At 38.3% G+C, this 25,320-nt stretch carries 21 protein-coding genes and 1 pseudogene; 6 read left to right on the top strand and 16 right to left on the bottom strand.

The window, feature by feature from the left end; all coding sequences use genetic code 11:
• Window positions 1-75 precede the first annotated feature (75 nt).
• The 5 genes and pseudogenes from IGJ90_RS02530 to ptcA form a co-directional block, all read right to left on the bottom strand.
• Window positions 76-1,661, bottom strand: a pseudogene (locus tag IGJ90_RS02530) (amidase family protein).
• A gap of 196 nt (window positions 1,662-1,857) precedes the next feature.
• Entirely contained in the window at window positions 1,858-2,787 is a 930-nt protein-coding gene (arcC, locus tag IGJ90_RS02525; RefSeq protein ID WP_002366182.1) for a carbamate kinase, read from the bottom strand.
• A gap of 11 nt (window positions 2,788-2,798) precedes the next feature.
• On the bottom strand, window positions 2,799-3,896 hold the full coding sequence (gene aguA / locus IGJ90_RS02520) for an agmatine deiminase (protein WP_002364800.1): 1,098 nt from the start codon (window positions 3,894-3,896) through the stop codon (window positions 2,799-2,801).
• Window positions 3,889-5,265: an APC family permease gene (locus tag IGJ90_RS02515; protein WP_002355588.1), complete on the bottom strand. Its 1,377-nt coding sequence runs from the start codon at window positions 5,263-5,265 to the stop codon at window positions 3,889-3,891. Before IGJ90_RS02515 ends, aguA begins: the two co-directional genes overlap by 8 nt.
• A 66-nt stretch (window positions 5,266-5,331) precedes the next feature.
• Window positions 5,332-6,351 carry a putrescine carbamoyltransferase gene (gene ptcA, locus IGJ90_RS02510; protein ID WP_002355587.1) on the bottom strand — a complete coding sequence of 340 codons (1,020 nt, stop codon included), beginning with the start codon at window positions 6,349-6,351 and terminating at the stop codon, window positions 5,332-5,334.
• Window positions 6,352-6,749: 398 nt separating this feature from the next.
• Between ptcA and IGJ90_RS02505 the strand changes: the two genes are divergently transcribed.
• Complete coding sequence (locus IGJ90_RS02505) at window positions 6,750-7,595, top strand: helix-turn-helix domain-containing protein (protein WP_002392183.1); 846 nt, start codon at window positions 6,750-6,752, stop codon at window positions 7,593-7,595.
• A 42-nt stretch (window positions 7,596-7,637) separates the two neighbouring features.
• Here the strand turns inward: IGJ90_RS02505 and IGJ90_RS02500 are convergent, their stop codons facing one another.
• The 8 genes from IGJ90_RS02500 to IGJ90_RS02465 form a co-directional block, all read right to left on the bottom strand.
• On the bottom strand, window positions 7,638-7,955 hold the full coding sequence (locus IGJ90_RS02500; RefSeq protein WP_002355583.1) for a thioredoxin family protein: 318 nt from the start codon (window positions 7,953-7,955) through the stop codon (window positions 7,638-7,640).
• A gap of 139 nt (window positions 7,956-8,094) precedes the next feature.
• Window positions 8,095-8,223 carry a hypothetical protein gene (locus tag IGJ90_RS02495; RefSeq protein WP_002355577.1) on the bottom strand — a complete coding sequence of 43 codons (129 nt, stop codon included), beginning with the start codon at window positions 8,221-8,223 and terminating at the stop codon, window positions 8,095-8,097.
• Window positions 8,224-9,597 (bottom strand): 23S rRNA (uracil(1939)-C(5))-methyltransferase RlmD, encoded by a 1,374-nt coding sequence (gene rlmD, locus IGJ90_RS02490; protein ID WP_002366181.1) that lies wholly within the window; start codon window positions 9,595-9,597, stop codon window positions 8,224-8,226. It abuts the gene before it with no gap.
• Window positions 9,598-9,796: 199 nt separating this feature from the next.
• Entirely contained in the window at window positions 9,797-10,885 is a 1,089-nt protein-coding gene (locus IGJ90_RS02485; RefSeq protein ID WP_002355572.1) for a diacylglycerol kinase, read from the bottom strand.
• Between the two features lie 18 nt (window positions 10,886-10,903).
• On the bottom strand, window positions 10,904-12,334 hold the full coding sequence (gene gatB, locus IGJ90_RS02480) for an Asp-tRNA(Asn)/Glu-tRNA(Gln) amidotransferase subunit GatB (protein ID WP_002358703.1): 1,431 nt from the start codon (window positions 12,332-12,334) through the stop codon (window positions 10,904-10,906).
• Entirely contained in the window at window positions 12,334-13,803 is a 1,470-nt protein-coding gene (gene gatA / locus IGJ90_RS02475) for an Asp-tRNA(Asn)/Glu-tRNA(Gln) amidotransferase subunit GatA (protein WP_002361259.1), read from the bottom strand. Before gatA ends, gatB begins: the two co-directional genes overlap by 1 nt.
• Window positions 13,803-14,108 carry an Asp-tRNA(Asn)/Glu-tRNA(Gln) amidotransferase subunit GatC gene (gene gatC / locus IGJ90_RS02470; protein ID WP_002355569.1) on the bottom strand — a complete coding sequence of 102 codons (306 nt, stop codon included), beginning with the start codon at window positions 14,106-14,108 and terminating at the stop codon, window positions 13,803-13,805. Before gatC ends, gatA begins: the two co-directional genes overlap by 1 nt.
• A 317-nt stretch (window positions 14,109-14,425) precedes the next feature.
• On the bottom strand, window positions 14,426-14,518 hold the full coding sequence (locus IGJ90_RS02465; RefSeq protein WP_306297391.1) for a putative holin-like toxin: 93 nt from the start codon (window positions 14,516-14,518) through the stop codon (window positions 14,426-14,428).
• Between IGJ90_RS02465 and IGJ90_RS02460 the strand changes: the two genes are divergently transcribed.
• Window positions 14,478-14,693, top strand: coding sequence for a hypothetical protein (locus tag IGJ90_RS02460; RefSeq protein ID WP_002399765.1), 216 nt, complete (start codon window positions 14,478-14,480; stop codon window positions 14,691-14,693). The genes IGJ90_RS02465 and IGJ90_RS02460 overlap by 41 nt on opposite strands.
• Here the strand turns inward: IGJ90_RS02460 and ligA are convergent.
• Together ligA and pcrA are read right to left on the bottom strand one after the other, a co-directional pair.
• Window positions 14,690-16,720 (bottom strand): NAD-dependent DNA ligase LigA, encoded by a 2,031-nt coding sequence (ligA, locus tag IGJ90_RS02455; RefSeq protein ID WP_002361258.1) that lies wholly within the window; start codon window positions 16,718-16,720, stop codon window positions 14,690-14,692. The genes IGJ90_RS02460 and ligA overlap by 4 nt on opposite strands.
• Before the next feature lie 125 nt (window positions 16,721-16,845).
• Window positions 16,846-19,104, bottom strand: coding sequence for a DNA helicase PcrA (pcrA, locus tag IGJ90_RS02450; protein ID WP_002363179.1), 2,259 nt, complete (start codon window positions 19,102-19,104; stop codon window positions 16,846-16,848).
• Window positions 19,105-19,268: 164 nt separating this feature from the next.
• On the opposite strand from pcrA, the gene IGJ90_RS02445 reads away from it, so the two are divergent.
• The 4 genes from IGJ90_RS02445 to IGJ90_RS02430 all read left to right on the top strand — a co-directional run bounded on the left by IGJ90_RS02445 (window position 19,269) and on the right by IGJ90_RS02430 (window position 24,579).
• Window positions 19,269-20,828 carry a ClC family H(+)/Cl(-) exchange transporter gene (locus IGJ90_RS02445; RefSeq protein ID WP_002366177.1) on the top strand — a complete coding sequence of 520 codons (1,560 nt, stop codon included), beginning with the start codon at window positions 19,269-19,271 and terminating at the stop codon, window positions 20,826-20,828.
• Between the two features lie 138 nt (window positions 20,829-20,966).
• Complete coding sequence (locus IGJ90_RS02440; protein WP_010706705.1) at window positions 20,967-21,719, top strand: DeoR/GlpR family DNA-binding transcription regulator; 753 nt, start codon at window positions 20,967-20,969, stop codon at window positions 21,717-21,719.
• Window positions 21,716-22,633 carry a 1-phosphofructokinase gene (pfkB, locus tag IGJ90_RS02435; protein ID WP_002355559.1) on the top strand — a complete coding sequence of 306 codons (918 nt, stop codon included), beginning with the start codon at window positions 21,716-21,718 and terminating at the stop codon, window positions 22,631-22,633. The genes IGJ90_RS02440 and pfkB overlap by 4 nt, the downstream gene beginning before the upstream one ends.
• Before the next feature lie 23 nt (window positions 22,634-22,656).
• Window positions 22,657-24,579, top strand: coding sequence for a PTS fructose transporter subunit IIABC (locus IGJ90_RS02430; RefSeq protein WP_002366176.1), 1,923 nt, complete (start codon window positions 22,657-22,659; stop codon window positions 24,577-24,579).
• A 46-nt stretch (window positions 24,580-24,625) separates the two neighbouring features.
• Here IGJ90_RS02430 and IGJ90_RS02425 read toward each other — a convergent pair whose 3' ends face one another.
• Complete coding sequence (locus tag IGJ90_RS02425) at window positions 24,626-25,288, bottom strand: hypothetical protein (RefSeq protein ID WP_438767513.1); 663 nt, start codon at window positions 25,286-25,288, stop codon at window positions 24,626-24,628.
• Between the last annotated feature and the right edge of the window lie 32 nt (window positions 25,289-25,320).

Here is a 25,320-nt window from a genome sequence, read left to right as displayed (position 1 = left end):
AACAATTCCTTTCATTTGTAGGTCGATTATCTTTATTAGGTTTGATACAGATGTTTCGCCATTCCTAGTTTCCCTTTACTGCTCATCTCTATTTATTTTTTACTGTTTGCCAACAGCTCGTTGTCTGAAAGTACTATCCGTCCTTTTGTACTTTGTTCAAAGCTGTAAGCTTGCTCAAATAACGTTTGCTCTTTATTGGCAGTTTGTGTAAAAGTCAGCCCATAAGGTTGTCCTTCACTGTTTTTCGCCAAAGGAACAGTCAATTCAGGATATCCTGCCACAGCACTTAAACCCGTACCTTCAGAATCAATAAAGGCATATCCGTCTAATTGTTGTTTTTTTAGCAACGCATCAAACGTTTGCTGTGCTTTTTTAATGGTTGTTTGAATGATTTCTTTATCTGGTTGTTTCTTTTTAACATCTGCTTCTAATAAATCTTGCCCATACTTGGCACGAACCTTTTTATCTTGTTGATTATACGCAATTAGTTCCTCCAGTGTTTTAAATGGTAAGTCATAACGTTTCGCAAATTCTTCCAATGCAAACTTAAATTCATTGGAAATAACTTTCCCGCCATCAATCCCTTCCATGTCTGGTGTTAACGGAATCACTTCTGCTCCAGCTTTTTGGAGGGCCTTTTTAGCAGCCGTAAATTCTTCTTCAGCACTTGGCATTTCTAGCAACCCAATGCGTTGACCTTGTAAGTTATTTTTAGTAAATTTCGTTGAATCAATCCTCGGAACCGTGTCTTTCTTAAACGCATTATAGCCTTGCGCAGCGTCAACGACACTTCGGGCAATCGGGCCAACTGTATCTAATGATGGTGCCAATGGTAAAACACCTTCGCCACTTACTGAACTGTGGGTCGGTTTAAAACCAACCACTGATTGATGAGAAGCGGGGGAAACAATCGATCCCATCGTCTCAGTGCCTAAAGAGAAGGCGCCGATATTCATCGTCACACTAGCCGCACTCCCAGAACTTGAACCTGAAGGTGTTATTTTGAGTGGCCCATAAGGATTAAGTGTTTGTCCATGTTTGGAACTATAGCCACTTGGTGCTTTTATTGACATATAATTCGCTAGTTCAGATAAGTTTACTTTTCCTAAAATCAAAGCTTGCGCCTCTGTTAACTTCTTAACTACTTCCGCATCTTCCTTAGGCTTGAACGTGCGTAAGGCATACGCTCCTGCACTCGAAATCATGTTGGTCGTATTTATATTTTCTTTCAAAGTCACAGGAATACCATACAAAGGCTTCTTCGGTGTTTGAGAGGCTTGCTGGTCAAATGCCTTTGCTTCCTTAATTGCTTGCGGATTGATTTCAGAGATGCTGTTCATGCCATTATCTATTTGATCGAACTGTAAAATACGGTCCAAATAAAACGCCGTAAGTTCTTCATAGGTCAATGTTCCTTCGGCAATCGCTTGCTGTAATTCAGTGATATTTTTTTCAATAATCAACGGTGCTTTGGTCCGAGCTTTTTGTACATCTGTTTCTTTTAATTGGTCTTCAATCGTTTTAACAATTCTCTCTTGATTGTACATTGCTGGGGTTTCTGCCTCAGGAGTGAACTTTTTGAGTATAAACCAATACGCTGCACCGCCTATTATGACTAACAAAACAGCAATTATTCCGATTACTTTTAAAAATTTAGACATTTTTATCCTCCTATACCATTTAAAGATTATCTTACTATGTTTATTTTTGCATGACAACTAACAGTTTTGTTCGTTAAAAAGACAAAATAGAGAGTAGGACATCCGTCAAAACGACCGATGTCCTACTCTCTAACGATTAAGATAGCCCGCTAAATGCGTTTGTTTTAGTCTTTTGTGAAAGTTAAATACTGAGAATTTATTGTGTAATTCGTGTACCACTTTCTCCTTTGATTGCTTCCGAAGCTAATTCTAAAAGCCCGATAATCGCCTGGCGGTTTGGTTTACTTTCTGCAAAACTGATGGCCGCTTCCACCTTAGGTAACATACTACCTGGCGCAAATTGATCTTCTTCTATATATTGTTGCATTGCCGTAACCGTAACATCGGTCAAAGCTTGTTGATTTGCTTGACCAAAGTTAACAAAAACATGTTCTACTGCAGTTAATACCACAAAAACATCTGCTTCAATGAGTTCAGCCATTTTAGCTGCCGCAAAGTCTTTATCAATGACTGCATCTACACCATGATAGACTGGACCATCATAGGCAATAGGAACCCCGCCACCACCACAAGCAATTACGATCTGTCCTGCATCAACAAGTGTTCGCAAGCTAACTTTTTCGTAAATATCAACTGGTTTTGGTGAAGGAACTACCCGTCGCCAGCCTCGACCCGCATCTTCTTGATAGACGTTCCCAGTTTCCGCCATCAATTGTTTGGCTGTTTCTTCGTCATAATAACCACCAATTGGTTTTGTTGGTTTTGTAAACGCTGGGTCTTTTGGATCCACCACGACTTGTGTAATTAACGTAACAACTGGTTGTTCCCCTAAATTTCTGGCTACTAGTTCTTCATCAATTGCTTGTTGTAAATGATAGCCAATATAGCCTTGGCTCATTGCTGTGCATTCAGGAAACGGCACGACATCTTCTGGAGATTGACTCGTTTCCTCAAAAGCTAAGCGAATTTTGCCAACTTGTGGCCCGTTGCCATGAGCAATCACCACTTGATGGCCTTGTTCAATTAAATCAACAATCGATTTTGCAGCGGTTTGTGCTTTTGCCAATTGTTCTTTCGAAGAATTTCCTAACGCATTTCCACCTAATGCAATCACTATTTTTGACATCTTTTTCCCTCCTAGCGCTTTGGTTCTTGTTGTGTGATACAGTGAATATTGCCGCCCCCATAAACAACTTCTACCGTATTAACGCCGACAATTTTTTTATCTGGGAACATCGTTTGAACTTGCTCTAAAGCCAAACGATCATTTTCATCACCATACTGTGGCACAATCACGCCATCATTTGTAATTAAAAAGTTCATATAGGATGCGATACAAATATCGCCATCTTCTCGTGGCATGGTTCCTTCCACGAAATCAATTTTGAAGGAGCCTTTAATGGTCACGTTTTTGACAGGACAGCATAATTTGTGGACTTTTAATTGGCGTCCTTTAGCATCAGTCATTTTAAGCAAACGTTGATATGCATCTTGTGCCGCTTCATAAAATGGGCTATTTTGATCTTCGGTGTAAATACAAGCCACTTCACCAGGTGCAATAAAACAAGCTACATCATCCACGTGACCATTAGTTTCTTCTGGGTCAATTCCATCACCTAGCCAAAGAACTTTTTCAACATTTAAATAGTCGCATAATTTTTGTTCGATTGCTTCTTTTGAAAGTTGTGGATTTCGACCTTCACTTAATAAGCACATTTCTGTAGTCAAGACTGTTCCTTGTCCATCTACGTGGAATGAACCGCCTTCTAAAACAAAATCATCTGTACGATAAGAATCTACATGCTCAATTTCACAAATTTTTTGTGCAACCAAATCGTCTTGGTCCCAAGGGAAATATAAACCATCTACTAATCCCCCCCAAGCATTGAATGTCCAATCCACACCACGGATTTCTCCATGGTCGTTAATGACAAATGATGGTCCACAATCACGGACCCAGGCATCATTGTTTGACATTTCGTAAACCGTAATTTCTGGCGGCAATTGGCGACGGCAATTTTGAAATTGTTGTTGAGAAACCACCACATTCATCGGTGTAAACTGACTAATTGCTTTGGCCACATTAGTAAACGCTTCTTGGACAGGTTTACCACCATCACGCCAATTATCCGGTCTTTCTGGCCAAATCATCCAAACTTTCTCTTGTGGTTCAAATTCTCCTGGCATTCTAAAGCCATCTTGTTTAGGGGTACTTCCTACAATTCGTTTAGCCATTTTCTTTCGTTCCCTTCTTAATTTTTTTCACGTAAATAATTACTTCACCAAACAGAATAAAAATGATTGCCCCAATTGTGATTGGTAATTTTTCATTTAATGCTGCGGGACTAAAATCTAAAGGCACTGCTGTGAAAATCAGTGAAATAATAATCATAATCATTGGCAAAACCACTAAAACTTTTAAAAATCCTGGTTTTCCGTTAACTTTAAACGGACGTGGTGTATCGGGATCAATTTTTCTAAGCTTATAAAAAGCTGGGAAAACTGGGATATACGATAACAAGAATAGGACGACATTCAAGGAGAAAAAGGCCCAGAATAAATCTTGATTAGGTAAAATTGGTGCTAATACAATGACCACCGATGCCACAATGCCATTCATCAAAGCAGCCCCAATTGGCATGTCATTTTTCTTGCTACGTTTTTCAAAAAATTTAGGCATGTCACCATTTTCAGCAGCATAACAAGCTGTATTATTGACTCCTAATGACCAAGAAATCATGTTGCCGAACAACGTAAGAAGGAATAGGAAAGCCATCAACATAATGAACCAACCTTCTGTCGAGCCTGTCAATAGTTTAAAGCTATCCATCATACCACTGCCGGTACTAATTTGATCGGTGGGAATCGCTACCCCAATTCCAAAGGCTGAAAAAATATAAATGGCCGCAATGACTAACCCCGCTGCTACAATAGCTTGTGGAATTTGCTTCTTAGGATTTTCCATATCATCTGCAAACGTACAGATGACTTCAAACCCTAACAAATTAAAAATGATTACAGAAATAAAAGATAAACTCCTTAAGTCAAACGTTGGTAGCATTGATTTCAAGGTAAATTCGTTGGCAACACCTTTCGTCAAGGCTACATACAATCCTAGCCCACCAATTAAGACTGCTAAAACCATCTTGATTACGGCAGCTCCATTTAGAATCCAGATACTGTCGCTGACTGGATAAAAACTAATCCAAACCACAATCCAAGTAAAAATTAATTCAACAATAATCATCATCGGTGTTGAAAACTTAATACCTGTAATTGTCGTTAATAGTTCTGGCGTCATAACGGCTAATGAAGCTAGCCACAATGGATAATTAATCCAATAATACCAAGAAACTCTGGCACCCCAACGATGACCATATGCTTTGGTCACCCAATCATAGATGCCCCCTTCACCAATATAAGTTGTTCCTAATTCTGATGAAATTAACCCATATGGCAATAGGAATGCAATTAATAAGAAAATCCACCAAAAAAACTGAGAATTACCAATTGCAGCAACAGGCGCCGCTGCTTCAGCAACGAAAACCACACAGATGACTGATAAAATGGCACTCGTTAAACTAAATTTCTTTTTCCCCTCCATGAAGACTCTTCCTCTCTTTATAAACTGTCCACTGATTCATTTTTTCAATCAGTGGACAGTTGGCCGTTAAATGCTTTGAGTGTCTAAGAAAACTTCTAGTTCTTTTTTCGCTTCTGCTTGTTTGATTAAATCATAAGGATTTTTTGCTTCATAATCATTCATAAGATATACTAATAAGCCACGAATAGATGTTAAACGGTTTTCTGCTTCATCGAAACAAATAGAATTTTTACCGTCAATTACTTCATCAGTTACTTCTTCCCCACGTGTTGCTGGTAAACAGTGCATGAATTTACAATTGGCACCTGCCCGATCCATCATTTCTTGATTCACTTGATATTTTGGATAGAAAACCTTCATACGTTCTTCTTCAGATAATTCCGCTTCGTACAAGCCATACCAAACATCCGTGTACAAGAAATCAGCGCCTTCAACAGAACTTGCATCATCTGTGACCAAAAAGCTACCGCCTGAAACTTCACAATTTTTTGCTAATTTCGCTTGATGCTCTTCATTTAATTGGAAGCCTTCTGGACCGAAGTGAACAAAATTCATGCCCATTTTTGTTGTGATTAATCCTAAAGAAAAACAAACTTGTGTCGCATCTCCGACAAAGACAACTTTACAATCTTCTAATTTTTTGCCTTCTGGTAAATGCTCAACCATGGTACACAAATCACCTAATTCTTGGGTTGGATGATTGTAATCAGACATACCGTTAATGACTGGGATGGTAGCACAATTAGCTAAATCAACAATACTATGGTGACGTTCCACACGAGCCATCAAAATATCTACTAAACGTGACAATACACGGCTGGTATCTTCAATCGTTTCATGTCCCCCTAATTGAATTTGACCAGGTGCTAAATATTCGCCATGTCCACCTAATTGTTCCATTGCAGTTTCAAAAGATACTCGTGTTCGAGTTGAAGATTGTTGGAAAATCATTCCTAAAGATTTGTTTTTTAACAGTTGCGGATAATACCCATTTTTAATCGCTTCTTTAATTTTTAATGATAAATCGACTAAGTAGTGCATTTCCTCTTTCGTATATGTTTCTGTTGTAACGTAATCTCTTTTCATGATGTGTTCCTCCTAAAAGTTGTTTTTGTTTACACATTGACTTTACCAAGTTTAGCGAAGAGTTTACTATCCGCCAAAAGTCAGAAAACGCTTTCTTTTTTGGCGTGATTTTTCATTAAAAAAAGTTTATTTATGGTTATAAACCGTTGGTACACCAGGGGTTTATAAAAGTTTAGGCGGATTTCTCTTTAATTTCTGACCAATCATAGATTTGAAAATGGTATAATTATTTTGAAAAATCATTCACTTAAAATAAAAGATGAAAGGGGTTTCCAATCGTGACATTTGTTTTTATTTATAACATCTTGTTGATTATTTTATATTCGTTTACTTCAACCTTTACCTTAAATCTTTACTTGAAAAATAAACAACCGATTTTTTTATTGCTTCTCTTTTTAATGGTTATTTTTATTTGTGACAATGTGATTGTTTATATGACTGAGTTCATTAATTCGTTTGCAACCGAATATAATCAGACCTTTATGACCGCACCTTTTTTAAAGACCATCATTTTTATTTGTTGTAATTTTGCCTATCTGGCTATTATCAATACTATTAGTGGTCGTCCTTTTAAAAATTATCAATTTGTCTGGTTATTTTTAATTGGTTTATGGATGCTAGCTATTCCATTTTCACAAAATTCCGCCTTAAAAGTTTGGTTGTACTATTTACCCAATCAGCTATTTTTAATTTACCTTGGATGCTATGCGCTCTATCAACTACGAATAGATCCTTTATCAGCCCTTGCGAAAAAATATCTTCGTTTTATTGGTTGGCTAAGCATTGGTTTCGGTGTGGCGATTCTTTTGGAAGATACCTTCGTTATTTTTAACATTGACCAATATTCTGATATTGTCTTTAAAATTAACAACCGAAACGTTTCTGAAGATATTTATACAATCATTCTCTCGATCGCCATTATCTACTTCTGTAATCGTGATTTTCCTCTGTCGGTTCTTGAAAAAGACGCTGCTAAATTGGAAGAAAATCAATCAGATGAACCCGTACTTTTGGCGCCTTTTTGTGATGCCTATCAATTAACGCAGCGAGAACGAGAAGTGCTTTCGTTACTTTTAGAGTGCAAAACAAATCAAGATATAGCCAACGAACTATTCCTATCAATCGGGACAGTAAAAACACATATCCACAATATTTTCGTTAAATTAGAAGTAAACAAAAGAGCAGAAGTTTTTGTCAGTTATCAACTTTTTTCTCAACAACAAACTGAACATTTAGCGAGATAATTAAAAAGGAAGCCTCTCCGTGATCGGTGGCTTCCTTTTTGATTAACTATTTTCTTGTACTTGTCGAACTCTCTTTTCAATTTCTTGAAAGTTAATAATTTTAGCTTGGCGATGAATTTCTTTTCCTTCATAGTATAAGATAATGGTCGGTGCAGAAAAAGCATTTAATTGTCCAATTATTTCTGGACTTTTATCAGCTTCTGCAATGTATGTAGGAAATTCATATTTTGTTGCAATTTTTTCGACAATCGGTTTATCAACTGTACAAACACTACAATTTTTTGCTGTCAAAAAGACGGCTTGTAGACGATTGTCTGTAATTTTTTCTTCTAATTCTTCTAATGTTGTTACATATTCCACTGAATAGCCCTCCTTGTCTTTTGTCTAAAATAACAGATTTACTAGCAAAATAACAACTTATTTGTTTGGCTAGGAATGCTTTAACAAAAAAGTTGTCGCCCATTTCATTAATGGGCGACAACTTTTTACTGATAACCGCTTATTTATTAAAAATTTTAGGCCCTTTGCGCATGTTTTTACGATCATTTTTGGGAGTTTCCATTTTTTTAGAACGGCCACCACCTTGTTTCTTTTTAATTAATTCTAACATTTTTTCTTTTTCATTCATTTAATCCACCGCCTTTGTTAATAACGTGACAGATTCAATGTGGGTCGTTTGTGGGAAATTATCCACTGGTTGAATTTCTTTTGCTTCATAGCCACCTTCTGTTAATAATGCAATGTCGCGAGCGAGTGTGGCTGGATTACAGCTGACATAAACAATTCGTTCAGGTTGCGTTTCAATTAATGTGTTTACTAATTGACCGTCTAACCCTTTCCGTGGTGGATCCACCACCACAACATCTGGTTGCAAGCCATTTTCAACTAATTTTGGCAATAATTCTTCCGCTAAACCAGCCGTGAAAGTGGCATTCTCAATGTTGTTTAATTTAGCATTATTTTCTGCATCTTTGACCGCTTCTTCAATCACTTCAATACCGTAAACTTGCTTTGCATCTTGGGCTAAAGTTAAGCCAATCGTTCCAATCCCGCAATAGGCATCCACCACAATTTCATTGCCTGTTAAAGCCGCATACTCTTTAACTTTTTGATACATCACTTCTGTTTGTTGTGGATTTACTTGATAAAATGAACGCGCGGAAATTTCAAATTTCAAATCAAAAATAGTATCTGTAATTTTTTCAGACCCATGTAATAAGATGGTTTCGTCGCCAAAAATGACATTGGTTCGTTTTGGATTTACATTTTGTACAATGCTGACTACTTCCGGAATAGCTTCCAAAATGTCTGGCACAATTTTACTAATTGGGAATAATTTCGGTGTTCTCGTAATTAGAACAACCATCATCTCCCCAGTATGGTAGCCACGACGAACGACAATATGGCGTAAGTTCCCTGTATTATCAGATTCGTTATAAGGTTTTACGCTATATTTACGCATAATGTCACGGATTTTAACAATTGCTGCATCAATTTCTGGGTCTTGAATATAAAAATGTTCCATTGGAATTAAATCATGGCTATTTTTCCGGAAAAAACCTGTTTGTAGTTGGTTGTCAATTTTACGCACGGGAATTTGTGCTTTGTTCCGGTAATGCCACGGATCGTTCATCCCAATTGTTGGTAAAACAGGGACTTCTGGCAATTTAGCGACACGTTGCATAACATTTTCGACTTGTTGCGTTTTAAATGATAGTTGGGCGCCGTACGCTAAATGTTGCAACGGACTAATCCCGACTTTTGTAAAGTTTTCATCTTTCACGGGAACACGCTGTTCACTGCTTTTTAGGACAGTCAATACTTTCCCATAACCAAAACTTTTGCCTGTTTTTAAGACTTTGATTTCAAGTTTTTCACCTGGTAAGGCATTTTCAATAAACAATGGATAATGGTCCACTTTTGCCACGCCTAAACCATCATGCGTCAAGTCAATGATTTCTACTTCAATGACGTCATTTTTCTTTACTGGATAATTTTTCATAAGTCGCTCCTTCTTTTTATACACTTCACTCATTCTAATGAAAATACCTAAGAAAAGCAACAACGAATTTTCATGGCGATTTAGCAATTCCGTTTGAACTTTTTAGGTAAATAAAAGAATGAGACCCTTTCCCTTAGTCAAAAAATAGCCAATGAAAGATCTTATCAACTAAATCTTTCATTAGCTATTCACGGACTACCTAGTGCTTTTCTTTTTCGGCAATCTTTCCATCGCCATCAATATCTTCGTCTGTTAGTCGTTCAACTTCTTTGACAAATTCTTTGCTAGCTTCGTTATATGCTTCTTCCTCTTCGTCTTCTGATTCTACGACAATCTCATCGCTACCAGTTAAGACAGAACCCATAATTGCATTGGACGGCAGTGCATCACCATTTGCAAAAATTTCAATGTGTTGATGCATATTTTTAAAGGTCATTGGAGCATCGCCTCCATATTCACCATCTAAATTAATCATCATTTTATTGTTCTTTTCTAACGTTTCTGCATGTAAATAGCTGGTCTTTGTATAGATTAGTCGATGATCTTCAACATGCTTTCCACCATTTAACATTAACGCAACTAAATGAAGAATCTCAAAAATATTGGCTGTTTTTACAATGATTAATGAAAACTTACCATCGTCTAATTTAGCATCTGGTACGATTTGCTCAAAACCACCCACCGAGTTAGTCAGCCCTAGGAAAAACATTGATGCATTGCCTTCGTACACACCTTCATCATACGTCATGCGCATTTTAATCGGCTTCACTCGCGGCAACATTTCGGCTCCTTTGGCTAAGTACGCTAAGTAACCAAAAATACTTTTCAACTCTGACGGAACTTCATAAGTCAGTTCCGTTAAATGACCACCCGCCGCAATATTGATAAAGTAATTTTTGCCGGCTTGACCAATATCCATTTTGACAGTTTGATTTTTTTTAATCACTTCTGCTGCCTTAACGATATTATCACGAGGAATCTTCAAGGCCCGTGCATAGTCATTCGTCGTTCCAGCAGGAATAATGGCCATTTTAGGGCGCCGCTTCAACGGAGCAATCCCATTCACGACTTCATTAATGGTCCCATCTCCACCTGCTGCTACTAGTAAATCAAATCCTGCACGCGCAGCACGATGTGCTTCATTGCGTGCTGAATTTTCTTCTGGTGTGGTCGCAAATGCACTGGCTTCATAACCACATTCTTCTAAAATAGATAAAATATCGGCTAAGTTCTTTTTGATTAACTCTTTTCCTGACGTTGGATTATAAATCACTCTAGCTTTTTTCATGGTTTGCCTGCTACTTTCTTATCGTTTTGAAAGCTCTTCTTGCAATAACTTGTTAACCACACCTGGGTTTGCTTGTCCACGAGTTGCTTTCATAATTTGTCCAACAAGGAAACCAACTGCACGGTCTTTTCCGTTTTTAAAGTCATCAATTGATTGTTGGTTGTTGTCTAAAACTTCGTTAATCATTGGTAATAATTGCGCTGGATCAGATAATTGAACAAGGCCTTTTGCTTCGACAACTTCTTTAGCATCTCCACCGTTTTCAATTAACTCTTTGAACACTTTCTTCGCAATTTTCGAGCTGATTGTGCCATCGTTAATCAAAGTAATCATACCCGCTAGATTTTCTGGTGTCAGTTTAGTATCGGCTAATTCAACTTTTTCACTGTTTAAGTAAGCAGAAACTTCGCCCATTAACCAGTTTGATGCTTGTTTCGCATCTGCACCGTTTGCTAGAGTTGCTTCAAAGAAATCTGACATTTCTTTCGTTAAAGTCAAGACCATTGCGTCGTATTCAGGTAACCCTAATTCACTGATATAACGGGCACGACGTGAGGCTGGCATTTCTGGCAAACTAGCGCGAACTTTTTCAATCCATTCATCATCAATTGAAAAACGAGGAACATCTGGCTCTGGGAAGTAACGGTAGTCACTTGAGCCTTCTTTAACACGCATAAGCAACGTTGTACTAGTTGCTTCATCAAAGCGGCGTGTTTCTTGTTGAATTTCGCCACCAGATAATAGGACTTTGGCCTGGCGTTTTTCTTCATAAGCTAAACCTTTTTTTACAAAGTTCATAGAGTTCAAGTTCTTTAATTCCGCTTTAGTACCAAATTCTTCTTGACCATACGGACGTAAAGAAATATTGGCATCACAACGCATAGAACCTTCTTCCATTTTCACATCAGAAACTTCTGTAAATTGGATAATTGAACGCAACGCTTCTAAATAAGCATACGCTTCTTCTGGTGAACGCATGTCTGCTTCAGAAACGATTTCAATTAAAGGCGTGCCTTGACGATTCAAGTCTACATAAGAATAGCCATCTGTGCCGTGAATATTTTTCCCAGCATCTTCTTCTAAATGCACACGTTCAATGCGAATTTTTTTCTTTTTGCCTTCGACTTCAATTTCAATCCAACCATCATGTCCGATTGGTTGATCAAATTGAGAAATTTGGTATGCTTTCGGGTTATCTGGGTAAAAATAGTTTTTACGGTCAAAATGTGTTTCTTTTGAAATTTCACAGTTCAAGGCAAGTGCTGCTTTCATGCCAAATTCTAAAGCACCTTTATTCATCACAGGTAAAACACCTGGGTAACTCCAGTCAACCACGTTTGTGTTGCTGTTTGGTTCTGCTCCGAAATGCGCTGGCGCAGAGGAGAAAATTTTAGAGTTGGTTTTCAATTCTACGTGGACTTCTAATCCAATGACAGTTTCAAAGTTCATTAATCGTTCCCCCCTAAAATGACTGGTTTTTTCGTATGGAAATCTGTCGCTTGTTCAAAAGCATAGGCTGCTTTATACATTGTATGTTCGTCAAAATGTTTTCCAATAATTTGTAAACCAACTGGCAATCCTTCTGAGAAGCCTGCTGGAATTGACATGCCTGGTAACCCAGCTAAGTTAACAGGAACAGTTAAAATATCATACATATACATCGTGATTGGGTCATTGATATTTTCACCCAAACCAAAAGCAACAGTTGGTGTTGATGGGCCAATGATTAAGTCATAATCCGCAAAGACATTCTCAAAATCTTGTTTGATTAGTGTACGGACTTGACCAGCCTTTTTAAAGTGCGCATCATAATAACCAGCACTTAAAGAGAAGGTTCCTAACATAATCCGACGTTTGACTTCAGTACCAAAGCCTTCGGAACGCGAATTAACATAGACGTCTTCTAGATTTTGGACATTTTCGGAACGGTAACCATAACGAATGCCATCAAAGCGTTGTAAGTTTGAACTTGCTTCTGAAGAGGCAATAATATAGTAAGCGGCAATCCCATATTTAGAATGTGGTAAGCTAACTTCTTCCACTGTTGCGCCTAAAGCTTTGAACGTTTCTGCTGCTTTTAATACCGCTTCACGAACATCAGGTTGTACCCCTTCACCTAAGTATTCTTTTGGTAAAGCAATTTTCATGCCTTTGATGTCGCCAGTTAAATCTGCCGTAAAATCAGGAACAGAAACGCCTGCAGAAGTGCCGTCTTTTTCGTCATAACCACTAATTGCATTTAAAGCTAAGGCATTGTCTTTAACATTTCGTGTCAATGGACCAATTTGGTCTAAACTTGAAGCAAAAGCAATCAAACCAAAACGAGACACACGTCCATAAGTTGGTTTCAAGCCCACAATACCGTTGAATGCGGCTGGTTGGCGGATACTACCTCCTGTATCGCTCCCTAAAGAAACTGGGACTTGTCCGGCTGCGACAGCAGAAGCTGAACCACCAGAAGAACCGCCAGGAACTTTGGTTTGATCCCAAGCATTTTTTGTTTTCTTGAAGTAAGACGTTTCCGTACTTCCGCCCATGGCAAATTCATCCATGTTCAATTTTCCGACAGGAATCATATCTGCTTGATAGACTTTATCCATCACGGTCGCATCATAAATTGGGTCAAAATTGTGTAACATTTTTGAGCCAGCTGTTGTTAAAATATCTTTTGTGACAATGTTGTCTTTAATCCCAATAGGAATCCCAGCTAATGGATTACTTTCAGTGATGCCTTTTAAGTCAATCGCTTTGGCTAATGCCATTGCTTTTTCTTCACTAACTGTGATAAAAGAACCTAGTTGTTCTTCTGTATCTTGAATACGATTTAATGTTTCTTCGGTTAAATCAACTGCAGTGATTTCTTTTGAGACCAATAAATCATGTAACTCTGTTAACGATTTGTCGTATAATTTTTCCATTAGGCTCCTGCCTCCCCGTTATCCATAATTGCAGGCACTTTAATGTAACCATTCTCTGATTCCGGAACATTCCGCATTAATTCTTTACGGTCCATTCCTGGTGTCGCTACGTCTTCACGCATGACATTGATTGATTCATTCACATTTGAAGTAAAAGGAACCCCGGTTGTATCTACTTCTTCTAGTAATTCCACCATATCAATAATTTTATCTAGTTGATTGGTAAAGTCCGCTAATTCTTCTTCGGAGAAAGATAATTTTGATAATTTAGCGACATGTTTGACTTGTTCTTCTGTAATTGCCATAGATACCCTTCTTTCTATCATTTACTGAAATTTTCATTTTCAGATTAATCAATTGGATTGTATTTCTTTAAACAGCTTAGCACAGCTGTTCACTCTGTTCCTATTCTACCATAAAATGGTCGGATATTTTAGATGAAACCTTGAATTTCATTGATAATTTGTCGCTCGCAAAAATGACGGAAACATGTTATTATGAAAATGAAAAGAGAGATATGCAGGAACATACCTCTCTAGTAGCCACTACTAGTTATAAGAACTAGCGGCTTACTGAGTTATTGGTTTTATTTCAAACGCTTAACCGTTCAGCTCCTCAAAGCTTATGAACGGTTATTTTTGTTGTCTAAGACAAGCGCTAAGATAACGAAGATAATGGTCACAACAAGTGTTGCAAAACCAATCATCAGTCCCAATGCTGCTTCAACGGACAAAAACATTGCTCCTTTCATTAAGATAAGAAGAATTGCGCATAAGCATCAACCTCCTTTCTCAACTCAGAAAGTCCTCGTTCATATAACTTTTATGACTAAAATAAGCATACCATCAAATTACTACATAAAATCTGACAACGTTAATTTTTCTTCTTAAAAATGACTTGCATCTAACGCATCGACCATTTCTTGTTCATTCCAAACGGTCACGCCTAAGCTTTCAGCTTTGGTTAATTTACTGCCTGCATCTTCGCCAGCAACCACAATGTCAGTTTTTTTCGAAACACTCCCTGTAACTTTTCCACCAAGATTTTCAATTTTTTCTTTGGCTTCTTCGCGAGTGTACTGCGCTAATTTTCCTGTTAAAACAACTGTTTTGTCTTTGAAAGGTGACTCCACTTCTGCTAATTGTTCTGTCCGGAGACCTTTATATGTCAAGTTCACTTGGGCTTTTTCCAGTTCAGCCATTAATTCATGAACTTCCTCATTTTCAAAATACGTCACAACGCTGTCTGCGATTGTTTCGCCAATTGAATCCAAAGCCACAATTTCTTCCGCGGTTGCACGACTTAAGGTTGGTAAATCACCAAAATGCTCCGCTAAAATTTTCGCCGCTTTCGCCCCCACATGGCGAATCCCTAAGCCAAAAATCAAACGTTCGACAGAGTTTTCTTTACTCCCTTGAATGGCAGTATAAATGTTGTTTGCTGATTTTTCTTTGATTTTATCCAAAGTCATTAATTGTTCTTCTGTTAAGAAATACAGATCCGCTACGTCTTTCACTAATCCTTTGTCATACATTTGTGCTAACACTCGTGGCCCCAAGCCATCAATGTTCATTGCGTTTCGTGAGACAAAGTGATTCAGCCCTTCTTTAATTTGCGCAGGGCATTTTGGATTAATACAACGTAACGCCACTTCCTCATCTAAATGCACCAACTCACTATGACAAATTGGACAATGTGTCGGCATTTCATAAGGCTGACTATCGGCTGCACGTTTTTCAACTAGCACTTGCGCTACTTCTGGGATAATATCGCCGGCTTTGTAAATAATAACATGATCATTTAAACGGATATCTTTCATTTGAATAAAATCTGCATTATGCAAACTTGCCCGACTAACCGTGGTTCCCGCGACTCGTACAGGAGCCATGACCGCAGTAGGAGTGACCACCCCCGTGCGCCCAATTGTCCATTCAATATCTTCCACTACTGTTTCTGCTTCTTCTGGTGGAAATTTGTAGGCAATCGCCCAGCGAGGTGCTTTGACAGTGAAACCTAATTCATCTTGCAACGCAAATTCGTTCACTTTAATCACAATTCCATCGATTTCGTATGGCAAAGTGCTCCGCTTTTCATGGTATTCTTCAATGTAGGCCCAAACTTCATCAATTGACTGACATAATTGCCGTTCGGGATTGGTTCTAAAACCAATTGCAGAAAGCTCTTCTAATGCCTCAAACTGCGTCTTCGCTTTCATTGGTCCAAAGTCAGCAACTGTGTATAAAAACGTATTTAAGTTCCGTTTAGCCACAATTTTTGTATCTAGTTGGCGCAAGCTTCCCGCCGCTGCATTCCGAGGATTGGCAAAAATATCTTGGCCATTTTCTTCACGTTCTTCATTCAATGCGACAAAGGATTGTTTAGGCATGTAGCACTCGCCACGAACTTCCACTGAAATGGGCTCCGTTAAACGCATCGGTACAGAGCGAACCGTTCGTAAGTTCTCTGTAATGTTTTCACCAACCGTTCCATCGCCTCGTGTTGCTCCGCGTACAAACACCCCGTTTTCATAACGTAATGAAATTGCTAACCCATCAATTTTCAACTCGCAACAGTAAGCAACGGGTTTACCAATCGCCTTACGAACACGTTCATCAAAAGCAAAAATGTCTTCCTTGCTAAACCCATCATTTAAACTATACATTGGAATGTCATGCGGAGCTTTTTCAAAACCAGATAAAACTTTGCCACCTACACGTTGTGTCGGCGAATCTGGCGTGATTAAATCAGGAAACTCCGTTTCAATATCGACTAACTCTTTATACAAACGATCGTAAACATAATCTTCTACGGATGGTTGATCTTTGACATAATATTCATGGGAATATTGATTGAGTTGTTTTCTTAATTCTTGCGCACGAGTTGTCGCCGCCGTTAATGTTAATGGTTGTTGTTCCATCGTAGAACTCCTCCTCATAAGCGTAATGCTCCTATCGTCTTTTTAACACATTTACACTAAGATAGAAAATAAAAAGAATTTAACTAATGATGATTTCTCATTAAATCGCTGACCTATTTTGCATGTTAAATTTTTTCAATTGGTGCAAATGCCGCTAACAACCGTTTAATGCCTTTTTCTGGGAAAGCAATGTCCAACTCTAAGTCTTTGGCCGAACCGCCTACACGAACGACTGTACCAACGCCCCATGCTTTATGTTGGACCTTATCACCTGCTTGCCAAGAAACTTTTTCGCCACCACTTGCCACTTTGTTGCTAACTGATTTTGTAGCTGGTTGTGTATAAGCTGGTTTACTTGCGCTGGGCTTAAATACTTTAGGATCAAAGGTGCGCGCTGGAGCTTTCTGTAAATTGGCTGCCGCCCCTTGTTTCATTAAACGCTCCGCCTCAATTTCTTCTAAAAAGCGACTTGGTCGATTATATTGCGTGCGACCATATAATGTTCTCGAATAAGCATTCGTTAAGAACAAGGCTTCTTCCGCTCGTGTGATACCAACATAAGCCAAGCGCCGTTCTTCTTCCAGTTCACTTTCTTCTAGCATGGCACGTGATAATGGGAAAACCCCTTCTTCTAAGCCCATTAAAAAGACCACTGGAAATTCCAGCCCTTTGGCCGCATGCAACGTCATTAAGGTTACCTGCGAAGAGCTCTCTTCTAAATTATCTAAATCAGAAACCAAGGCTAAATCTGTTAAGAAATCCGCCAATTTTGTTTCTTCGCCATTTGGATCGTCGTTGTTTTGCGCTTCAAAACGTTTATCAAATTCTTGTGTCACAGATAAAAATTCGTCCAAGTTTTCTAAGCGAGCTTGAGACTCTAAATTATTTTGCGCCATCAAAGCTTCCCGATAACCACTACGTTGTAAAGTTTCTTTCACCAATTCTGTAATCGTTAAATAGGGCACTGTTTTCGTTAAGTCTTGAATCATCATGCCAAAATTACCAAGCTCTTTACCCGCTTTTCCTGAAATATTTGCCAAATCAACATTTTGGGCAGCTTCCAGCAAAGCCCAACCATGCGTATCCGCAAATAGCCGTAATTTTTCAATTGAACTTTTACCGATTCCTCGTTTTGGTTCATTGACAATTCGTTCAAAACTAATCGAATCATCTGGATTGGCAATCAAACTTAAATAAGCCAAAATATCTTTAATTTCTTTACGGTCGTAGAATTTATGTCCGCCCACCATGGTATACGGAATATTAGATTTCAAGAGCATTTCTTCCACTACACGGGATTGAGCATTGGTCCGATATAATACTGCAAAATCACCATAAATTCGGTCATTTTCCCGCATTTCTTTTTGGATTTGGCTCACAATAAATTGTGTTTCATCCCGTTCTGTGTCCCCGCGATAATAGACAATTTTTTCACCGTCTATATTTTCTGTCCACAGTTCTTTCTCGCGGCGGTTACGGTTATTTTTGATGACATCATTCGCAGCCGCCAAAATGTTTTTGGTGGATCGATAATTTTGTTCTAGCAAAATTACACTGGCATCTGGATAATCTTTTTCAAAATCCAAGATATTTTGCATATCCGCCCCGCGCCAACCATAGATACTTTGGTCGGCATCACCTACGACACACAGATTTTTGAAACGTGCAGCCAATAAATTGACTAAGGTATATTGTGCATGATTGGTATCTTGGTATTCATCCACATGAATATAGTGAAATTTATTTTGGTAGAAAGCCAACGTATCTGGTTGTTCATTAAATAAACGAATCGTATTCATAATCAAATCATCAAAATCCATACATTGGTTTTTGCGTAATTCTTTTTGATAGGCTTCATAGCATTTTGCGACAATTTCTTCATATAAGGAACCTTGCATTTCAGCAACTTTTTCAGGCGTTTGTAATTCATTTTTGGCATTGCTAATCGTACCTAAAATTGAGCGAGGATCATATTTTTTTGAATCAATATTTAAGTCGTTTAAGATGCGTTTCATTAATGTTTTTTGTTCCGATGGGTCAATAATTGTAAAATTACGGTTGTAACCAATCTGATCCACATCACGACGTAAAATTCTTACACACATGGAGTGAAAAGTGGAGACCCATACATCTTCGCCACCCGTTTCCAGTAATTTATTTACACGCTCTTTCATTTCTTTAGCAGCTTTATTGGTAAACGTAATCGCCAAAATATTCCATGGATTTACTTCTTTTTCCTCAATTAGATAGGCAATTCGGTGTGTTAAAACCCGCGTTTTTCCACTACCAGCACCAGCCATGACTAACAGTGGTCCTTCTGTATGCAAAACGGCTTCTTCTTGTCGAGGATTCATTCCCTGAACCAAGGCATGTTTTTGTGTCATATTAAACGTCCTCTCTCTTTTTTCAATCTTATACAGTATACCAAAAATCCCTTTGAAGTTCTTTAGAAAAGAACAAAAAATCTTTTTCTTTTTATATGAAATTTTCTTGTAAATCAAGTCAAACCGCAGTACATTAGTAAGTAGTGATGGAGGCTAAAAATGAAATGAATAATGATGTACATGAAATTAAACAATTAGATGGTACCCGAATCGGCTTTATCCTTAAAGGCATCGTCGTCGGAATCCTGGTCGGCTTTGTTGTCAGCTTATTTCGCTTAGGCATTGAAAAAATTGGCGAACAAGTCGTTCATCTGTATCAAACGTTTCACGAAAAACCCTTTTGGATGATTCCTTGGTTCTTATTTTCTCTCGTGCTTGCTTATTTATTAGGACGACTGATTAAGAGCGAACCAGCAATTAAAGGCAGTGGCATTCCCCAAGTGGAAGGACAACTTCAAGGTCAATTAGAAATTCATTGGTTTCCAGTGCTTTGGAAAAAATTTATCGGTGGGATCTTAGCGATTAGTCCTGGGCTATTTTTGGGACGTGAAGGTCCTTCAATTCAACTAGGTGCAGTGGTTGGACAAGGCTATAGTCAATGGCGGCAAAGCACCAAGTCTGAAGAAAAAATTTTAATCAGTAGTGGTGCCAGTGCTGGTTTAGCCGCCGCTTTTAATGCACCAATCGCAGGACTTTTATTTGTTCTAGAAGAGGTTCACCATTCCTTTTCACCTTTAGTTTGGTTAACCTCTTTTTCTGCGGCCATTTCCGCTAACTTTGTTTCTTTGCATTTCTTCGGATTGCAACCAGTTCTTTATATTGGTCCGGTTAAATCTTTGCCTTTAGAGTACTATTGGACATTAGTCCTGCTGGGCGTTTTGCTAGGATTATTAGGTTGGATATATCAAAAAACATTGTTGTCCTTACCAAAAGTATATGGAAAAATCAAAGGCCTTTCTTCTAATTATTATGGTTTTATTCCTTTTATTTTGATTTTACCGATTGGTTATTTCTTTCCACATTTACTTGGCGGTGGGAATCAAATTGTTTTAGCTTTAGGCAATCAACCGGCCACGATTTGGGCTTTAGTCGGCTTATTGGTTTTACGTTTTGTTTTTTCAATGGTTTCTTACGGTTCGAATCTCCCTGGTGGTATTTTCTTGCCTATTCTAACTTTAGGTGCCATTATCGGAACATTGTATGGCAGTCTACTTGTCCAATACGTAGGGATGGATCCAATTTTTGTGAAAAACTTTTTAATTTTTGCCATGGCTGGTTATTTTACTGCGATTGGTAAAGCACCGTTAACAGCAATTATTTTAGTAACAGAAATGGTCGGCAATTTTTCTCATTTAATGTCTTTAGGGGTTGTCGCTTTAGTTAGTTATATTACCATCGATAGTCTTGGCGGCAAGCCAATTTATGAAAGCTTATTAGAACGTTTGGTTCCTTCTAAAGTAAGTAATATTCGTGGCCACAAAACGATTATTGAATTCCCTATCACTGCAGAAAGTTCCTTAGATGATACGATGGTACGTGATTTTGTCTGGCCTAAACAAATGTTGCTCACTTCCATTCGCCGTGGCGAATCGGAAATTTTAACACATGGTGATACTGTTATGCATGTTGGCGATGTGCTCATTATTTTGACCGATGAAAAACTCGCTTACCAAGTCAAAAAAGAGATTTATCAAAAAACTTTACCGAATGATTTAGTGAATTAAAGAAAGCCGCTGAACCTGAGTTCAGCAGCTTTCTTTTTTTCTTATGACTGTTTTTTATTTTTTTTGAATGTTTTTGACCGTTTTAGATTGATTAGCGTTTTCATTTGTGCTATTATATCCATGAAATGAGGGATGAAAATGCTTACGGAAGAACGACATCAAAAAATTTTACAATTGTTAGATCAAAAATCAGTCGTCAAATCGCAAGAACTTGCTAGCTTGTTCAATGCTTCAGAATCCACAATCCGCCGCGATTTACAAGAATTAGAAGACGCCAATTTGTTAGAACGCATTCACGGCGGCGCTAAGCGTATTCTTAATTTAGGCTTTGAACAAAACATGACGGAAAAATCAATCAAAAACACGCACGAAAAGCAAAAGATTGCTTCTTTAGCCGTTAGTTGTGTACAAGATGGCGATATGATCTATTTAGATGCTGGTTCAACCACGTTAGAAATGATCCCTTTTTTAGTTGGGAAACAAATCCATGTAGTGACGAATTCCGTGCATCACGCTGCAAAACTTAGCGATATGGAAATTCCCACTATTATGCTTGGTGGTACTTTGAAGCTCTCCACTAAAGCAATCATTGGTGCCACTAGTATGGAACAGCTACAACATTTTCGTTTTAACAAAGCTTTTTTAGGAACTAACGGCGCACATTTAGAGTTTGGTTTAACGACGCCTGATCCCGAAGAAGCAGCGCTAAAAGCCTTGGCTATTCATCAAGCAGAAACAGCCTATGTTTTACTGGATCATACAAAATTTAATGAAGTAACGTTTACCAAAGTGGAAGAATTAGAGTCAGTTACTTTACTAACTGACTACTGCCCTGCTGAATCGCTTCAAGGATTCCAGCAAAAAACTATTTTAATGGAGGCAAACAAATGATTTACACAGTGACTTTAAACCCTTCTATCGACTTTATCGTTCATGTCGATCATCTACAAATTGGTGATTTAAATCGGATGACGAATGATTTTAAATTACCTGGCGGCAAAGGAATCAACGTTTCACGTATTTTAAAACGTATGGAGACAGAATCCACTGCCTTAGGTTTTTTAGGTGGTTTTACAGGCTCATTCATTGCCGATTGGTTGAAAAAAGAAGAAATCCAAACGAATTTCACTCCCGTGTCTGCTGATACACGAATCAACATTAAATTGAAATCAGATACTGAAACAGAAATTAACGGCTTAGGACCTGCTCTAACAAACGAAGAAATTCAAGAACTAAAACAAGCAGTTAGTCGTGTTCAGGCTGGTGATATTGTTGTTCTTTCAGGAAGTACACCTGCTTCTCTACGCAAAGGATTTTACGAAGAATTAATCCAAATTGTGAAGGAAAAAGGCGCAGAATTTGTTATTGATACGACAGGTGAAGATTTAATGAACGCTTTGTCACAAAAGCCTTTATTGGTCAAGCCAAATAATCATGAGTTGGCAGAATTATATCATACAACCTTTACAAGTGTTGAAGATATTTTACCTTATGGACATCGGTTACTAGAAGAAGGAGCGCAACACGTAATTATCTCAATGGCTGGTGATGGTGCATTACTTTTCACAACAGAAGGTGTTTATCGTTCCAACGTTTTAGAACGTCCACTGAAAAATTCTGTCGGCGCTGGCGACTCAATGATTGCTGGTTTTATTGGCAACTTTTCAAAAACACAAGATCCTTTAGAGGCTTTCAAATGGGGTGTCGCTTGCGGTAGCGCGACCGCATTTTCTGATGATTTAGCCTCAGAAGATTTTATCCAAGAACTTATTCACGAAGTAACAATTGAAAAAATTTCAGAATAAATCCACTAAGGGAGGAAAATAGAGTGAACATTAATGATTTATTAATAAAAGATGTCATGATTATGGATTTACAAGCTACTGATAAAAAAGGCGCGATTGATGAAATGGTCCAAAAATTATACGATGGTGGCCGCATCTCTGACATTGACACTTACAAAGAAGGAATTTTAAAACGCGAAGCACAAACATCGACTGGTTTAGGCGACGGCATCGCTATGCCTCACGCAAAAAATAGTGCCGTAAAAGAACCGACAGTTCTTTTTGCTAAAAGTAAAAAAGGTGTTGATTATGAAGCACTAGATGGACAACCTACTTATCTATTCTTCATGATTGCTGCTCCAGAAGGCGCCAATGATACACATCTCCAAGCGCTTGCGGCCCTTTCTCGATTACTTATCGATCCAGAATTTGTTGGCAAATTGAAAGAAGCGGAAACTCCAGAAGCTGTACAAGCACTTTTCCAAGCAGCGGAAGATCAAAAAGAAGCGGAAGAAAAAGCAGAACAAGAACAAACAACGCCAGCACCAGAAAGCAATCGTAAATATATTATTGCTGTGACTGCTTGTCCTACAGGAATTGCTCATACTTACATGGCCGAAGATGCGCTGAAGAAAAAAGCAAAAGAAATGGGCGTAGACATTAAAGTAGAAACAAACGGTTCAGAAGGAATTAAAAATCGTTTAACTGCTGAAGATATTGCTCGTGCTGATGGCGTGATTGTCGCAGCCGATAAAAAAGTAGAAATGAATCGATTTGATGGTAAAAAATTAGTCAATCGTCCCGTCAGTGATGGAATTCGTAAAACCGAAGAACTAATTAACTTAGCCATTAGTGGTGAAGCTCCTACTTTCCATGGCAGTGACTCGGCTGCAAGCGACCAAGAGGATTCAGCGGAAGGTTCAATCGGTTCTCGTATCTATAAAGATTTAATGAATGGTGTTTCTCATATGTTACCTTTCGTTATTGGTGGCGGAATTGCCATTGCTCTTTCCTTTATGATTGATCAATTTATCGGGGTTCCTCAAGATCAATTAGCCAATTTAGGGAATTACAATGACGTAGCTAGCTGGTTTAACCAAATTGGTGGCGCAGCATTTGGCTTTATGTTACCTGTCTTAGCTGGTTTTATTGCTTCTAGTATCGGGGATCGTCCAGGCTTAGTTGCTGGTTTCGCGGCAGGTGCATTAGCAAACGCCGGAGGAGCTGGGTTCCTTGGGGCCCTAATCGGTGGTTTCTTAGCTGGTTATGTAGTGGTTCTTTTACGTAAAGTTTTCAAAGGCTTGCCAAAATCATTAGATGGAATTAAAACCATTTTATTCTATCCAGTTTTTGGTTTGATTATTACAGGCTTATTAATGTTAGTCATTAACATCCCAATGAAAGCAATTAATGATGCGTTAAATCATTTCCTACTTGGCTTAGATGGCACAAATGCTGCTTTACTTGGTGCCTTATTAGCTGGTATGATGGCCATCGACTTAGGTGGACCAGTTAACAAAGCTGCTTATGTTTTCGGTACAGCTACGCTAGCAAGTACTGTTGCAGAAGGTGGCAGCGTGGTCATGGCTTCTGTAATGGCTGGCGGAATGGTTCCTCCATTAGCAATTTTCGTAGCAACTCGTTTATTTAAAAATAAATTTACAAAAGATCAACAAGATGCCGGCTTAACCAATATTGTAATGGGACTTTCTTTTGTCACTGAAGGGGCAATTCCTTTTGCAGCAGCTGACCCATTACGTGTGATTCCAAGTTTCGTGGTAGGTTCTGCCTTTACTGGTGCGTTGGTTGGTGCGTTTGGTATCAAATTATTGGCACCACATGGAGGAATCTTCGTCGTCTTCCTATTAAGTAATCCATTACTATATCTATTGTTCATCTTAATTGGGGCGATTATTTCAGGAATTGTCTACGGACTTTTGAAAAAACCTGTCGAAGTACCTGCTTAAAAAAACAGCAAAAAAGCGATTCAACCATGGTTGAATCGCTTTTTTATTATTTTCTCTTTATCGCATAATTTTCTAAATACTCAGGATTTCCTTTGCTTCTGATATACGTATACACGCCCATCACAAAGGCCCCAAGGGTATTGGTAAATAAATCCCCCATCGTATCCATTAAAGCAGCACGCCCAATAAACGGTTGGCCGTTGGACATATTATAGCGTTGTAAATTCATGTTCCCTAATGAATCGCAGATAAATTCCCAAAATTCCCAGAAAACGCCACAAAGCACTGCAAATGCAAACCCAAATAATAAAAATAACCACGGGGAAACATCGGCGTACTTCGTTTTCTTCAATAGGAAACCAGCAATACCATAACCAACAGCAGTTAACAGCATCGGACTAACAAAGTGTAAAATTTTATCCCAGAACGAAATGATTGAAATCATATGCAACGAGGTTCCTAGGAATACTGAAATAAATAAGAAAAACCAGTAAAAATAAACGATGGTCGGTGGCATAATAATTTTTAAAAATTTATTGACAAGATCCGGTAAAAAGATCAGCCCAATTCCAAGTAAACATTCGATAACAAACGTCACACCTTGTTTTGTTGAATACTTGGCCGTAAAAAATTCCCAGAGATTGTACGTCAAGCATAAGATGCCAAACACCACTAATCCATATTTAATTTTCGAATAATTTTTATCCATTTTGACACACCCTTTCAAAAGTTATTTTATAT

The organism is Enterococcus sp. AZ129 (genome assembly GCF_051714505.1).
Classification (GTDB): domain Bacteria; phylum Bacillota; class Bacilli; order Lactobacillales; family Enterococcaceae; genus Enterococcus; species Enterococcus faecalis.
This window is presented reverse-complemented; position numbering and strand designations above follow the sequence as displayed.